Genomic DNA, 14,540 nt, shown 5'->3' with positions numbered 1-14,540 from the left:
CGTGCCGGCCATCAAACGGCCGGCTCGACCTCGTTGGCATGACTCGAACTGTCTAGCTGAACAAATTGCGAGGGAGCCGCCTCCATGCGAGGCATCCACAAGGTGAAGATCGTGCCTTGGCCCAGTTCGCTGCTCAGCGTGACATGCCCGCCCATCAACTCCATGATTTCCTTGACGATGGTCACGCCCAGGCCAGTGCCGGGAATGCTGCCTGACTTGTCGGCGCGGTAGAAGCGCTCGCCCACACGCGCCAACTGATCGGGCGACAGGCCGAGCCCGTGATCCTCGATCTGCACGCCCACATGCGGCTTGCCATGAAGCTCCTGCATGACCACGCGCACATGCACATCGCCACCTTGTGGTGAATACTTGTAGGCGTTGGACAGCACATTGAGCGTAGCCTGCTGCATCTTCTGTCTGTCCACCCAGACCAGGATTGGCTCGTCCGGCCAATCGGTCTGAGGAAGCGACCGGTCTTGCGGCTGCTTGAAGTCGCGGATGACATCACCCACCAGATCGGCCAGGTTGAAGGCACCGAAGCTGAAGTCCTTGCCCTGACGCGCCTCAATGCGGGCGAGATCCAGCAACTCATTGATGATGGCCGCCATGGCTTCGCTTTGACGATAAATGCGGCTGAGCAGATCTCTTTGCTTCTCGGGTTTGAGTTCGCGCGTAAGCAGCAATTCGGTGAAGCCATAGATGCTGGCCATGGGGGTGCGCAACTCGTGCGCGGCCATGGACAGGAAGGCGCTCTTCATCTGGTCGACCTCGGTCTCGTGCGTCACGTCGCGCAAGTGCAGCACTTGCGACACCGCCCCACCCTCACTGCGGCTCAGGCGCATCTCCAGCATGCGCCTGGCGGGCGGCTTCATCTCGATGACCACACGCCCGCCTTCAACCGCTTCGCCAGGCTGCGCGGCCGAATGGTCCATCTGCTTGAGCGCAGCCATGCTGCCCACCGCCTGTCCCGCCACCGTGCGCTCGAAAAGTCGCATGCTGAAGGTGTCCTCGTCCTCGCCAATCAGGCCATGACCAGAGATCCCCGTGAGATGCGACCAGGCCGGGCTGATGTAACTTACATGCCCCGTCATGTCGAAGGACACGAAGGCATCGGGTGAAAGCGAGAAAATCGCCGACATCTGCTGACTGTGCTCACGCAGTTTGGCCTGTGCCTCCTTGCGATCGTGCACGTCCTGAATGGAGCCAGCCATGCGTGTGGCCGCGCCAAAATCGTCGAAGTAGACCTTGGCACGCGAACGGAACCATCGGTATGCGCCAGATTTGGTCTTGAGACGGTACTCGATGTCGAAGGGCTGGTGATCCTTGAAGGCTTTCTCGATGGCCACAAAGGTTGCCTTCTGATCATCGGGATGCAGCATGGCATCGAAGATCACCAGGTTGGCCGGGATCTCGCTGGGTTCATAACCGAGCAAGCGGTAGAACTGGGGCGACCACCACTCCTCCTGCGCATTGACGTTCATCCAGTCCCACATGCCATCGCTGCCACCATCAATGGCGAGGTTGTAGCGCTCGGCATTGGCCTTGAGTTCATCTTGCGCACGATGCGTGCGCGTGATGTCATAGGCAATCGAGATGTACTTGTCGATCTCACCGCGCGCATCGGTGATGGGCGAGATGACACACTGGACCCAGTAAAGCTCACCATCCTTGCGGCGATTGCAGACCTCGCCCACCCAGGGTTGCCCGTGCAACAAGGTCTGCCACACGGTGATCCAGAAGAAGGGATCGTGTTCACCAGACCCCAGCAGACGCGGGTTCTGCCCCAGCAACTCGTCCCTGCTGTAGCCACTGGCCTCGCACAAGGCGTCGTTGACATCGGTGATGCCACCTTCCGGGTTGGTGACGCAGACCATGCTGAACTGGTTCAAGGTAGCAACCAGCACAGCGCCTTCACGGGAGGCTTTTTCAGCTTCGCGCTGTGCATCAAGCAGATCCTGGGTCATGACGTTCGCCATGGCCTGGGCTCGCATGCGCCCGGTGTTCATCAACCAGACAGACACCGCCGCCATGGCGCTGAGCATGATGCCCAGCAAGGCCAGCCAGACCGCCATGCCATAGCCGTTGGCCCCATCAAACCCTGGTGTGGAGCGCACCTGCAACCGCAGCGAACGCCCTCCCACCTCCAGCTCCATCACATGCTCGAACAAGGCTCGCGTGGCGCTTGTGCCAGGTGGCACGGAACCAGCCAGCCTGCCCCAGACACCGTCCCGCTGTACCTCGTACAGGGCAAAGCTGGCCTGCGGCTGCAAGCTTGGATCCAGCCCTTGCAACAGGTCTTCGACCAGAATCGGGGCGGACACCAGCGCCCGCAAGGCCGCGCGCCGTTGCGCAACCGTATCCAGCGGCACATCCTTTTGATAGATGGGCATGAAATAAAGCAAGCCCGGCCGTTTGCCGTGGTCCTGTACCAATGTAACTTGCGAGGTCAGCGAAGGCTGCCCCGTGTCCACGGCCCGCTGCAAAGCTTCACGGCGCACCGGCTCCGACCCCAGATCAAAGCCCAGCGCCTTCTGATTGGTACGCCAGGGTTCGATCGCATCGATCACATACAGATCCGGCGCAACACCCGCAGTGCGAATCCGGAAGTCTGAAAAACCTTCGACCTGGCGTTGTGCCTCGTACAGGGACACATCGTTGCGGGCCAATGGCTGGATCACGCTCAAGGCCAGCGTACCAGGCGACTCCTTGAGCCAGTCTCTGGTTGCAATCCAGGTGCGCAACTCCTGCCGGCGCAAGGGGTGCCCCAGCATGTCCGACGCCCGGATGGTGTCACGCAGACCATCCAGTGCACGATCAAAGCGCTCTCTGACCACATGCTCCAGGCGCGTCGCCACATGGTCAAAACGGACCTGGGCGGCCTGCTGGGTCTGCCTGTGCAGCCCCCAGGCCAGGGATACCGTCAGGCTCACACCGACCATAAAGACGAGCGCTGGCAACACGGTCGCACGGCTATGCAGCAGGTCATCGGAGATGCTGGGCGCAGATGCCACACGCTGCACCATGCGGTGGGCACGCCAGGCGACCAGTGGGGCCGCCAGCATGGACAACATCGCTGCATCCAGGAGCGCTTCCTGCCAGTCGCTCACGCTGGGAGCCAGCCATGGCAGCAGGAACATGACAACCACTTCACAACCGGCCACAATCAACAGAAACTCGACCAGCAACCGAGCCGACCCGAAGACCTGACGCCAGGCGCTGTGGATCATCTGGCCTCCCTGCAGGCGTGTTCAGCCACCCAGCCAAAGCCGGGCCGAACCGCCAGAAGCAGCAAGCTGTCGCAGACGTGCATTTTTCTCAAAACAAAGATGACTTTCTCAGCCATCTTCGGCTTTTCCGGACCAAGCTTGAGTCTGATACTCACTGGTATGCCCCTGGAGGTTCACAAGATGAAACGCGTGCTGATCGTTGAAGACCAAGCGGACATCCGCGAATTGATCAGAATGACCCTGGAGATCGAGGATTTCGATATCCACGAGGCAGAAAACGGCGATATCGGCCTGCAGATGGCCCGCCAGCTCAAGCCTGATCTGGTCTTGCTCGACGTGATGATGCCGGGCTCGCTGGATGGCTTTGGCGTGTGCAGTCACATCAAGGGTGATGCTTCGCTCAAGAAGATGAAGGTCGTGATCCTCAGCGCCAAGGGGCAGGACAACGACAAGCAACAGGGCAAACAGGCCGGCGCCGATGGCTACCTGACCAAACCCTTCTCCCCCCGGCAATTGCTGGACGTCGTCACGCGCCAACTGAGTTGATGTGCCTGCATAGAGTCATGCCCCATGAGCGCTGACACAGCATCCAATGAGCACTACATCCTGCCCGAGCAACTGTGCATCGGGCTGTACGTCCATCTGGATCTGAGCTGGACGGAACACCCCTTCACCTTCTCCAGCTTCAAGATAAAGTCACTGGACCAGGTCGCCACGATCCAAGGGCTGTCCCTCAAACGCGTGCGCTACTCGCCGAGCAAGAGCGACAGCAAGCCCCTCCCGGCACCCAAACCCAGCGACACCCCGCCTCCACCGCCCCCCCCGCCGCTGCCTCGCAGTGAAGACCCGGTCTTCCAGGCCAAGCAGGCGCGCATGAAACGGCTGGAAGCGCAACGCATCAAGTCTGCGGCCTGCGAGAAGGAGTTGCTGTCCGCAGCCAAGACGATCAAATCCATCAACCAGAACATCTTTTCGCGCCCCGAAGAGGTCAAGGCCGAAGCCGGCACGCTGATCAAAACGATCGCCGACTCCATGCTGGTGGATGCCGATGTGTCCATCCAGCTGATGGCGGACAAGGTGGGCGGCGAGGACGTCTACTACCACTCGCTGAACGTCTCGCTGCTGTCGATGATGCTGGCCAAGGAACTCAAGGCCCCAGCGCCTGTGGTTCAAATGGTCGGCATGGGTGCGCTCTTCCATGACATAGGCGAGTTGGAGATACCCGACCGCATCGTGCGCAAGCAGGAAGCCCTGACCAAGGCCGAAGCAGCCCTCATGCAGATGCACTGCGAATATGGCGTGAACATCGCCAAACGCATGAACCTGCCCAACGAAGTGCTGCAAGTGATCGCCCAACACCATGAGCGGGTCGATGGCAGTGGTTATCCCAACGGCGTCACGGCGGCGCAGATGTCCTTGCTGTCGCGCATCGTGTCGCTGGTCAACGCTTATGACAAATACTGCAACCCGGCCAACCCGGCCAAGGCCATGACGCCCCACGAGGCCTTGTCGATGATGTTTGCGCAGCAGCGCAATCAGTTCGATCAACTGGCCATGAGCACCTTTGTGCGCTGCATGGGTGTGTACCCGCCCGGCACGATCGTGGTGCTCTCCAATGGCGCAATGGCCATGGTGGTATCGGTCAACACGACCAAGCCATTGCGGCCGGTGGTACTGGTGTACGACCCCTCAGTACCCAAAGAAGAAGCCATCGTGGTGGACCTGGAAGTGGAGCAAGACGTATCCGTCACCAAAACCATGCGGCCTCAGCAACTGTCAAGCGACGCCCATGCCTACTTGTCACCTCGCAAACGCATGACCTATTACTTCGATACCGAGTCAGGCAAGGTGGGATCATGAACGGGAGATTATCGTGAGCAAGAACGTACTGATCATCGAAGACTCGGGCAGCTTTCGCATGGTCGTCAAGGTCGCGCTGGAGCGAGCTGGCTACGAGATCACAGAGGCGGCCAACGCAGAAGAGGCTTGCGCCTTGCTCGATGGGCGATCCATCCACGTGGTGGTGTGCGACCTCAACATGCCCGGCATGAACGGCATCGAATTTGTGCGGCACCTGCGCAGCACGAACTACAAATTCACGCCGGTGGTGATGCTCACCACGGACAGCCAAGTAGAGCGCAAGGCTGAAGCGGCGGACATGGGTGTGAGGGTCTGGATCACCAAACCCTTCCAGCCCACCTACCTGATCGAGGCCGTCAGCAAGTTGTGCCCGATCTGACAGCCTGCCGACGCCTCTATTGACTCAGAACATCACTGCCCGATCTTCACCGGCACACTCTTGACGCTGCCATCAGCCTGAGGCACCTTGACCACCAGGTTCAGCGTGCCCTTGAAGTCGGCCGGCGGGGTACCCGTGAAGGCACCGGTTGCCGGATCAAACTTCACCCATGTGGGCATGGGTTTGCCATCAGCCGTCTTGATGTCGATCTTCTTGCCAGGTGGCAAGTTGGTCGGCACCTGAACCACCGCCTTCACCTGAGGTCCGGCGGCAGCCCCCGTCTTCTCGGTGACACCGCCCTTGGCCTGGATGCTGGTCTTGGCCACATCCACCTCAGCGCCCACCTTGGTCATGCCCACGGTCGCGCCGCCGCTCACGGCACTCGATTTCTCGATGCCGCCCGCCGCATTGATGCTGGCCGCACCATCCACCTTGGCCTGCGTGCCTTCCATCGAGGTACGGCCGCCCGAGTTGATCTGCAGGTTGCCCGCGCCATTGATGTTGACGCCTTCCTTGCTGGTGCTGCCACCGATCTCGGCGCGGTTGATCACCCCGCCGCCATCACCTGCCGTGCCGCCGATAGCACCGCCCACCGTGCTGCTCGTGGCAGCCTTGAGGTTGACATTGCCACCTGCGGCGATCTTGGTGTCGCCACCGCTGTCCACCTTGGTGCCCACCAGCGTCACGTCCTTGCCGGCCACGATGTCCACGCCTTGCCCGCCCCCGATGCTGGCCACGCTGGACGTGGTCGACTTGCTGCCCGAGAGCCCGAAGCTGTTGTCCGCCGAGGCCATTTCATTGGTCTTGGCGGTGGTCTTCTTGCCGTCGTCGCCTGTGGTGGTTTCGCGCTTGGTTGAGCCGCCGATCGAGCCGCCCACCGCGAAGTCGGACGAGGTGCTCTCTGCCGCCTTCACGTTGACGTTGCCGCCTGCTGCCACCGTGGTCTTGCCTTGCGCCGTCACCTGCGTGCCTTCCAGCGTGGTGTCCTTGCCGGACGACAACTTCAGGTTGCCGCCCGACTGGATCGTGCCGCCTGTGGCCGTGGTGCTGTTGCTTTGCGCATAGTCGGCGCTGGCACCAAAAGAGCCTTCCTTGCTGGACGAGGGCTTGGTGGTCTCGCCCGTCTTGGCGTTGGTGCCGCCCTTGTCGCTGGACTTGCTGGCGCCGATGTTGGCACTCACGTCCAGGGACTTGCTCGATGCCGTGTCCTTGGCCGCATTGAAGGCCAGGTCGCCCTTGGCGGCGATGCTGGCATCACCCTGGGAGGCGATGTTGGTGCCCTCGAAGCTGGCGTTACCACCCGACTTGACGTTGAGCTTGCCACCCGACTGGATGTTGCTCACCACTGCTTGCGAAGCGTTCGAGCTGCTGTCGTTGTAGCCGCCACTGGCCTCGAAGCCGCCGGACGAGCCGCTCTTGCTCTTGCCACCAGAGATCTCCGCCGCCACGTTGTAACCCGTGGTGGAGCTGGTCTGTGTGTTGCGCGCGGCATCGACCTTCAGGTTGCCACCGGTGGTGATGCTGGTGTCGCCGCCCGAGCTGAGCTGCGTGCCTTCCAGACGGGTATCACCCTTGGTGTTGATCTTGAGGTTGCCACCGGCATTGATGCCACCCACCACGGCCTCGGAAGAGCTTTCCTTGGTGGTCGATGTCTCATAACCGCCAGCCAGGCTGCCGCTCTTGAGCTTGATGTCGACCTTGAGTTCGCCCTGGCCCTTGCCCTCGGTGCTGGTGGACGTGCTCGTGTTGGCCGCGGCCTTGTAGTCCAGCGACCCTGCATTCAGCTCGGTGTCACCACCGGAGTTGATCTGCGTGCCTTCCAGGCTGGTCTTGCCGCTCGATGTGCTGGACACCTTGCCGCCCGCCTTGATGGTGGACACCACGGCCGTGCTGCTTGACGATGAGCTGGCGCTCTTGTCGTTTTCGTAGCTGGCCTTGATTCCGGCGGCCGCATCCGCGCTGGTGCTGGTATTGGTGCCGCTCACGGCGCCACCGATGCCCGCAGAGCCATTGGCACTGGCTGACGCGCTGGCCCCGGCTTCCGCATACAGGCCCAGCTTGGCCTCGTTCTTCTCAGACTTGGACGACTCGTAAGTGGTGTTCTGAGCGGCCTTGCTGGTGATGGTCTTGGCCGACTGCGAGAAGTCACCGCCCGCTTCGATGTTGGTGCCCACATCGGTGATGCTGTTGGTGGCCGTGCGCGTCATGTTGCCACCCGCCTTGAGGCTGGAGGTCACCGCAGTGGTCTCACCCTTGACATCGCTGCTCTTGGTGTTGTTGCCATACAGGCCCACACTGCCTTCAGCCTTGGCTTCGGCGCTCGCAGATCCGCTGGCCGACATGCTGCCGCCACCTGCCTTCGCGTTGGCTTGCGCCTTGGCCGATGCGCTGGCGTCGGCATACAGGCCCACCGAGGTCACATCGCTGGAACTGCGGGTTTCATGCACGTCCTGCGCGGCCTGGAAGCTCATGTCCTTGGCCTTGACATCCATGTTCCCGCCCGACTCGATGGACGAGCCCACCGTGGTCAGCGCGTTGCTGGCGTTGATCTTCATGTTGCCACCGGACTTGATGGCAGAACCAGTGTGGGTGATGTCCAACGAGCTGTCCGAGGTGTTGCTGGTGCGCGCCAGGGCCAGCTTGTTCTCGCTGCTGGCTTCGGCCGATGCATCAGCGGATGCTTGTGCACCCAGCTTGTTGGCGTCAGCGCCCGCCGTGCCGCCCACGCCGGACTTGCTGGCCTTGCCGGAGGCGCCTGCACCACCCGATTCAGCCGACGCACCAGCCTTGGCCTGCGCATTGGCCTTGTTGTCGCTCTCGCCCATGAAGCCGATCGACGTGGTCGACGTGGTCGTGCTGCTGGTCTTGATGTTTTCACCGGCCAGGACCTTCACGTCCTTGGCGTTGATGTTGGCATCCCCGCCAGCCGACAACTCCGAGCCCTTGAGCGTGAGCGTGTTGCCGGCATTGACATCCACATTGCCGCCGAACTTCACGCTCGAACCCACGCTGCGCTGATCCAGTGTGGTGGTCGTGCTCGTGGAGCTTTCACCCAGGATCAGGCCGCCCTTGCCACTGGCGTTCGCATCAGCGGAAGCACTGGCGTTGGCCGATGCGGCCCCGTTGCCCGACTTCGAACCGGACGAAGACTGCGAGTTCGAGCCGGATTCGCCGCTGCCGCTGTCCACCTTGAGGAAGGTGGACGTCTTGGTGGTGGTCTTGCTGTAATCGGCGTCCTTGCCGGCCAGGATGTTGATGTTGTTGCCGGCGTCGAGCTTGCCGTCACCCTTGACGTCTACGGTCGCACCTTGCAGCGTGATGTCCTTCTTGGCCGTCACCGCGGCGTTGCCGCCTACGTTGAGCGTCGTGCCCACATTGCGGTCGCTGCCCTTGACGCTGTCCGTGGTCTGACTGCCCACCAGGCCACCACCCACGCCCAAGCCCGACGTGGTCGTGCTCGATGTGGTCTTGGTGCTGTTGGCGCGTGCCAGCAGGTTGACGCTGCCGCCCGCATCCAGGTTGGCATTGCCACCGGCGTTCACGTCCGTACCGGCCAGGGTGATGTCATTCTTGGACTTGATGCTGAGGTTGCCACCGCTGGTCAGGCCCGACTTGATCTGCTCGGTGGTGGCCACCGTGGTGGTGGTCACGCTTGAGGTCAAACCATTGGAGGAGCTCGATGAGGTGGTATTGGCCTTCTTGTTTTCGATGGTGTCGAACGTGACATTGCCACCGGCAGACAGGGACGCATCACCACCTGCTGCCACCTGACCGCCCTTGACGGTGATGTCCTTGGCGGCGTCCAGGGTCAACCCCTTGGTGGCCGTGATCGTGGCGGTCTTGCCGATCACCGTGTTCTGGTATTTGTCGCCCCCTGTGGTCGTGGCCAGGGTCTCGTTGCGGATGCTGCCCTTGGTTGACGCCAGGCTGACGTCACCACCCTTGATGGTGCCGCTCAGGTTGGTGATGTCGCCTTGCGAGGTGATGTTGAGCGAGTTGCTGCCACTGATCGTGCCGCCCGTGTTGGTCAGCGAGGTCAGGTTGAGGTTGACATCCTTGGCCGCGATCACGGCACCGGACTCGATGCCTGCCTTCGTAGCCGCCGACAGGTAGACCACGGGGGCCAGCACCTTCTGGCCTGCCACGGTAACCTCCACCATCCAGACCATGTCCTCCTTCAAGTTGCCAATCTGCGTTGCAGACAACGGCTGCCCCCACGTCAGGCCCAACTGCTTGCCCTGTGTGACAGCGTTGTCCATCAGGTTCTTCATCTGCGAGGATTCATCAGCCTGCCCCGCAATGATGTTGTTACCAGTCTGCTTGATCAGTTGCTGACGGATCAAGTAGGCCTCGTAGTTCGAGTCACCCAGGCGCTTTTCAACCGTATCCGGATTGAAGCCATACCGTTCAGCCAGGTAGTTGGACCCCACGAAGTTGGACCCGACTGCGTACAGGCTATTGGTCTCGATCAGATAGCGCGCGTTGGGGCCCAACACAGGCACAAAGTAACCGTTGGGGTTACCGGGCAAGCTAAGGATCAAGCCAGAAAAGTCGAGTGGATTGCTGCCAACGACCGGCGTGGTACCTCCCACGCCTCCCCCACCCGTCAAACCTCCTGAACCCGTTGTACCGGACGTGCCCGACACGCTGCCGCTCACGCTGCCGCCCGATGTGCCACTCGTGCTGCGACTGTTGGCTGACGCGCTGTATGGCGAGCCGGCGTTGGTCAAGGCAAAACCACCAGCGTTCAGCGTATTGGCAAAGATGCCCGCCCCGATATTGCTGACCTGGCCTGCCCCGGTTTGTACTTCCGCGTTGTCGTTCAAGACATGATCGTCATACTTGGCCGGGCCCAGGGCGATCCAGTGCGTGTAGTAGTTCCAGTCGTGTCGATAGGTGATGTAGTTCAGGGACAGATCGTTGTTCGTGAAGGTGCTGCCACCGCCATTGCCCGACAAGGTCACCGTGTTGCCAGAAATCACACCGCCCACGTTGGTGCCGGTGTTGAAGTTCTGGATCGTCACCGTCTGGCCGCCCAGAATCTGAGGCTTGAATGTAGGCGTACCGCCGGAGAACTGCTGCTCGACGCGACGCGTGCGATACCAGTACTCGCGCCTGTAGTCGTCCGGGAAGTCATACCAGTCATCGGTGCGGTCATACACGTCACCCGAATCGCTGACCGTCACCCATTGGCGCGTATCGCCACCAGCCACATCATTGTGGAAGGTCGCAGCCGTGATGGTGATGTTGCCGTTGCCATTGATCGTGCTGCTGTTGACGAAGGTAGGCGCACTGATGCTGATGGCGCCACCGGCATCGATCGTGCCTTGGGCGGCCGAGGTGGTGCCGCGGTTCGTGAAGGTGGTCGTCGACGATGCGGTCAGCGTGCCGCCTGCGTACAGCGCACCGTAGTTGTCAAACGCCCCACCTGTGGCTTGCGTGGTGAGGTTGCCGCTCGCCGCGATGCCACCCGTGGTGCTGTTGTTGATGCTGGTCGCTGTGAGCGTCAGGTTGCCCGATGCATAGATCGCACCCGGGTTGGTGAAGCTGTTGCTGATGCCGATGGTGGACGAACCCGAGCCCGCCACGATACGTGACGTGGTGCCGCCCATGCTCAGGCTGCCCAGGGTCAGGTCCATGGCACCGGTGGTGTTGACCATGCCGCCATTGGCGATGGTCAGGCTGCTGGTGTTCATGGCCATCGAGGCGCCTCGCAATACACCGCTGCCACCCACCGAAATCGTCACGCCATTGCCGGCACTTTGCCCCTTCAGATCCAAGGCACCACCGGCCTCCAAGCGACCGGTGTTGTCAATGGCATAGCTGGCATCCGTGCCGCGCACGGTCACATTGCCGCCGGACAAGGTCGTGCCACTGTTGGTCAGCATGGTGGCGATGTTCAAGGCCATGGCGCCTTGTGACTGCAGGGTACCGCTGTTGGTCACGGTATCCGCCGTCACCGTACCGCTGCCGCCATTGCTGGTCGAGAGGGTCATGGTGCCGCTGTTGTTCAGCGTGCCGCTCACGCTGATGGTGCTGGCGGCGGTGCCACCTTGCAAGGTACCCGCGTTGGTCAGGGAAGCGAGGGTCAGCAGCAGTTGATCGCTCAACAGGCGCGAGCCGGCCTGGTTGTCCAGCACAAAGCCCGTACCGGACAAAGTCAGCGTATCGCCCGCACTGGTGCCCGATTGCAGGTAGCCGCCACTGAGGTTGCTCAGTGTCAGGCCACTGCCCGTCGAGCTCACGCTCAAGTCGTTGGCGGCCAGGATCTTGCCGGCGTTGCTCAGCGTGGCACCGCTCAAGCTGATCGACAGGTTCTGCGCCGCCTGGATCGTGCCCGCCGAGGTGTTGCTCAGCGTAGCCGCCGTGATGCTGCCGTTGTGCCCTGTGGTGGCGGAGGTGATCAGCTTGCCGGAGTTGGTGATGGCACCCGTCACCGTCAAACTGGCGCCGTCATCGGCTTCCCAGATACCGCTGTTATTGAGGCTGCCCAGGCTGGCTGTTTGTGTGGTGCTGGCCAGCAGCGTGCCACTGTTGGTCACGGCCCCGCTGACAGTCATGGTTTGCGCCGCATCGGCTTCCAGGGTACCGCTGTTGTTCAGGCTGCCGGAAGTCCAGCTCTGCGTACTTTGCGCCAGGATCGTGCCGGTGTTGGTGGCCGCGCCACTGATGTTCACGGTTTGCGCACCATCGGCCTGAATCTCGCCATCGTTGCTCAGGCTACCCGCCGTGAAGGACTGTGTGGTCTTGGCCAAAATGGTGCCACTGCTGGTGTTGGTCAAGGCACCGGTCAGGTTCAAGCCCATCGTGGTGTCAGACTCCAGCCATCCACTGTTGCTCAGGCTGGCACCCGTCAACGTCATCGACGTCTTGGCCAGCACAGTACCGCTGTTGATTGCCGCACCACTGGTGGTCAGGCTCATGCTGGTGTCAGACTGCAGCGTGCCACTGTTGTTCAGGCTGGCGATGTTCAACGTTGCTGTATGGCCAAGCAGCACACCGGCTTGCGTGCCAAAGGCTGTCTGGCTGCCAGTGACAGACAGCGCGTTGGCTGCCTGGATCACGCCCGTGCTGGTATTGCTCATGCTGACCGAGGCGCTGCCGTTGGCGATGCTCAGATCATGGTCGGCCAGCAACTTGCCGCTGTTGCTCAAGCTGCTGCTGAGTGCAACCGAGAGGTCTTCAGCCGACTGGACCGTGCCGCTGTTGGTCAAGGATGCCAGCGTGAACGAGCCCGAATCACCCGCGGTGGCGGAGGCCACGAACAAGCCACTGTTGTTGAACGAGGTGCCCGTGACCGTGCTGCCCGTGGTGCCCTGGATGCCACCCGTGTTGGTCATGGCAGCGCCCTTCAGCGACAAGCTGCCTTCGGCCAGCATGGTGCCGCTGTTGCTCAGGTTCTCGGTAGTCGTGTTGTTGCGATCGGCCATGTCCAGCGCACCATGCGCGAAGATGGTGCCGCTGTTGGTGACGGTGCCGTCCAGGCGCGCTGTGACGTTGCCAGCATCGGCCGTGATCACGCCCGCGTTGGTCAAACCCGTGGCCGATGTCAGTGCGATGTTGCCGCTGCTGCTCTGAATGCCCTGCCCAGCACCGGCTGCCGTGCTGATCGCGCCGGACGTGGCCGTCAGACTCAGGTCATTCGTGGCCACCACAGCCGCCGTGGCCAGAGACAGATTGCCCGTCGTGGCAGTCAGCGACAAGGTATCTGATGCGTACAAGGTCGCACCGGAAGCACCTACAGACAAGCTGCCCACGGTGCCAGACCAGGTGCCACCACTGCCCCAGGTCGTACCGTCCAGACTGGCCGCCTGTGTCACGTTGAGGTTCAGCGCATGGCCTGCATAGCGCTTGTTGTTGTCATCCATCACCGTGCTGGATGCCGTATCACTCAAGCTCCCCAGCGTCATGCTGAGGTCATGGGTGGCCACCAGCACGCTGCCATTGAGCGTGGCGCCACCTGTTGTCGCTGTCAGCGCCAGATCGCGCCTTGCTGACAAGTTCGCATCCGTCAGGCTCACCGCATCGCCGCCCGTCATCGTGCTGGTCACACTCAGATCGCGTTCGGCAGACACCTTGCTGCGAATATCGACCTTGCCTGCCGATGTCAATGTGAAGTCGTCAGCCGAGGCGGCTGCTTCGCCGAGCATGCGCACGCCCACACCGGCTTCCGTCGCCACCAGGCGAATGCGGCCAGCGTACATGCCGCCCAGCGCGCTGGAGTCGATGGCGTAGTCCGGCACGGTACCCGTGGCCGTGGCGCTGCCCGTCACGTTGCGTGTGTCGTAGCTCCAGACATTGGCGCCGGTCACGATACCCAGATCAGGCACGTTGATCTGCCCATCGATCCTCACGGAACGCGCGACCAGATCCAGCACCTGCTGCGCGCTGGCGTTGAAGCCTGAACCATTGACGAGGATGTCACCCCGGTTGACGGTGAAGCCATTGAGGCTGCCATTGGGCGCCATGTTGGGCGTACCGGTCGTCAGCGTCACGCGATCCGTGTTGATGAAACCGCAGCCCGTACAGGTGATGCCGTTGGGGTTGGCCACGATCACATCGGCCTTGCGACCCAGCACCTCGGTGAAGCCAGCCAGGGTGCTTCGGCGCGTGGACACCACCTCGTTGAGGATGATGCGCGCTTCATCAATCAGGTTGACGTTGGCCATCACCTGACCAGCCAGTTGTGATTGGCGCGCCACCTGACTGGTGTTGCCGTTGTTGAGCACCATGCCGTTGATTTCAACGTCATAGCGCGTGAACTGGTTGTGTGAGATCCCCGCGGCGTTGGCCGTGTTGATGTTGATCACCGGCACGCCATTGGGTGCGATGTAGGCATTGGCATTGCCACCAGTGGGCACCACGGTCGTGGCCGCTTTGACCTGCGCATGGGCTTCTGTCAGGGCACCCAAGGCCGCCGCCGCCACCACAGCAGCGTGCACCAGTGGTTTGAGCGCAGAGCCCGAGCGCTTGCTGCGGCGGCGAGCTGTTTCCGGGGCGACGACATAGGTCTGCAGCGCGTCGCTCCAGACGAGGGTAAAGCTGCGATTGAGGGAAGCGTGTCCGTTCATGGC

5 protein-coding genes are annotated in these 14,540 nt (G+C 61.9%); 3 read left to right on the top strand and 2 right to left on the bottom strand.

The window, feature by feature from the left end:
- Positions 1–11 precede the first annotated feature (11 nt).
- A complete protein-coding gene (locus HY836_RS13405; RefSeq protein WP_290676657.1) occupies positions 12–3,227 on the bottom strand; it encodes a CHASE domain-containing protein in 3,216 nt (1,071 codons plus the stop codon).
- A gap of 180 nt (positions 3,228–3,407) precedes the next feature.
- Between HY836_RS13405 and HY836_RS13400 the strand changes: the two genes are divergently transcribed.
- From HY836_RS13400 to HY836_RS13390, 3 genes are read left to right on the top strand one after another with little or no spacing between them, the layout of a single operon-like run.
- Positions 3,408–3,773 (top strand): response regulator, encoded by a 366-nt coding sequence (locus HY836_RS13400; protein ID WP_290676656.1) that lies wholly within the window; start codon positions 3,408–3,410, stop codon positions 3,771–3,773.
- Between the two features lie 24 nt (positions 3,774–3,797).
- A complete protein-coding gene (locus HY836_RS13395) occupies positions 3,798–5,087 on the top strand; it encodes an HD-GYP domain-containing protein (RefSeq protein ID WP_290676655.1) in 1,290 nt (429 codons plus the stop codon).
- Between the two features lie 13 nt (positions 5,088–5,100).
- Positions 5,101–5,466, top strand: coding sequence for a response regulator (locus tag HY836_RS13390; RefSeq protein WP_290676654.1), 366 nt, complete (start codon positions 5,101–5,103; stop codon positions 5,464–5,466).
- A 32-nt stretch (positions 5,467–5,498) separates the two neighbouring features.
- Here HY836_RS13390 and HY836_RS13385 read toward each other — a convergent pair whose 3' ends face one another.
- Positions 5,499–14,537 (bottom strand): hemagglutinin repeat-containing protein, encoded by a 9,039-nt coding sequence (locus tag HY836_RS13385; RefSeq protein WP_290676653.1) that lies wholly within the window; start codon positions 14,535–14,537, stop codon positions 5,499–5,501.
- Positions 14,538–14,540 lie beyond the last annotated feature (3 nt).

Origin of the sequence: Aquabacterium sp. (assembly GCF_016234775.1) — a bacterium.
In the GTDB taxonomy this organism is placed as follows: domain Bacteria; phylum Pseudomonadota; class Gammaproteobacteria; order Burkholderiales; family Burkholderiaceae_C; genus Aquabacterium.
The sequence above is the reverse complement of the archived record's forward strand: the minus strand, read 5'-3'. Positions and strand labels throughout refer to the sequence as shown.

Excerpts from the sequence above, each read along its gene's own strand:
- HY836_RS13405 (WP_290676657.1), bottom strand. The coding sequence starts at position 3,227 with ATGATCCACAGCGCCTGGCGTCAGGTCTTCGGGTCGGCTCGGTTGCTG.
- HY836_RS13400 (WP_290676656.1), top strand. The coding sequence starts at position 3,408 with ATGAAACGCGTGCTGATCGTTGAAGACCAAGCGGACATCCGCGAATTG.
- HY836_RS13395 (WP_290676655.1), top strand. The coding sequence starts at position 3,798 with ATGAGCGCTGACACAGCATCCAATGAGCACTACATCCTGCCCGAGCAA.
- HY836_RS13385 (WP_290676653.1), bottom strand. The coding sequence starts at position 14,537 with ATGAACGGACACGCTTCCCTCAATCGCAGCTTTACCCTCGTCTGGAGC.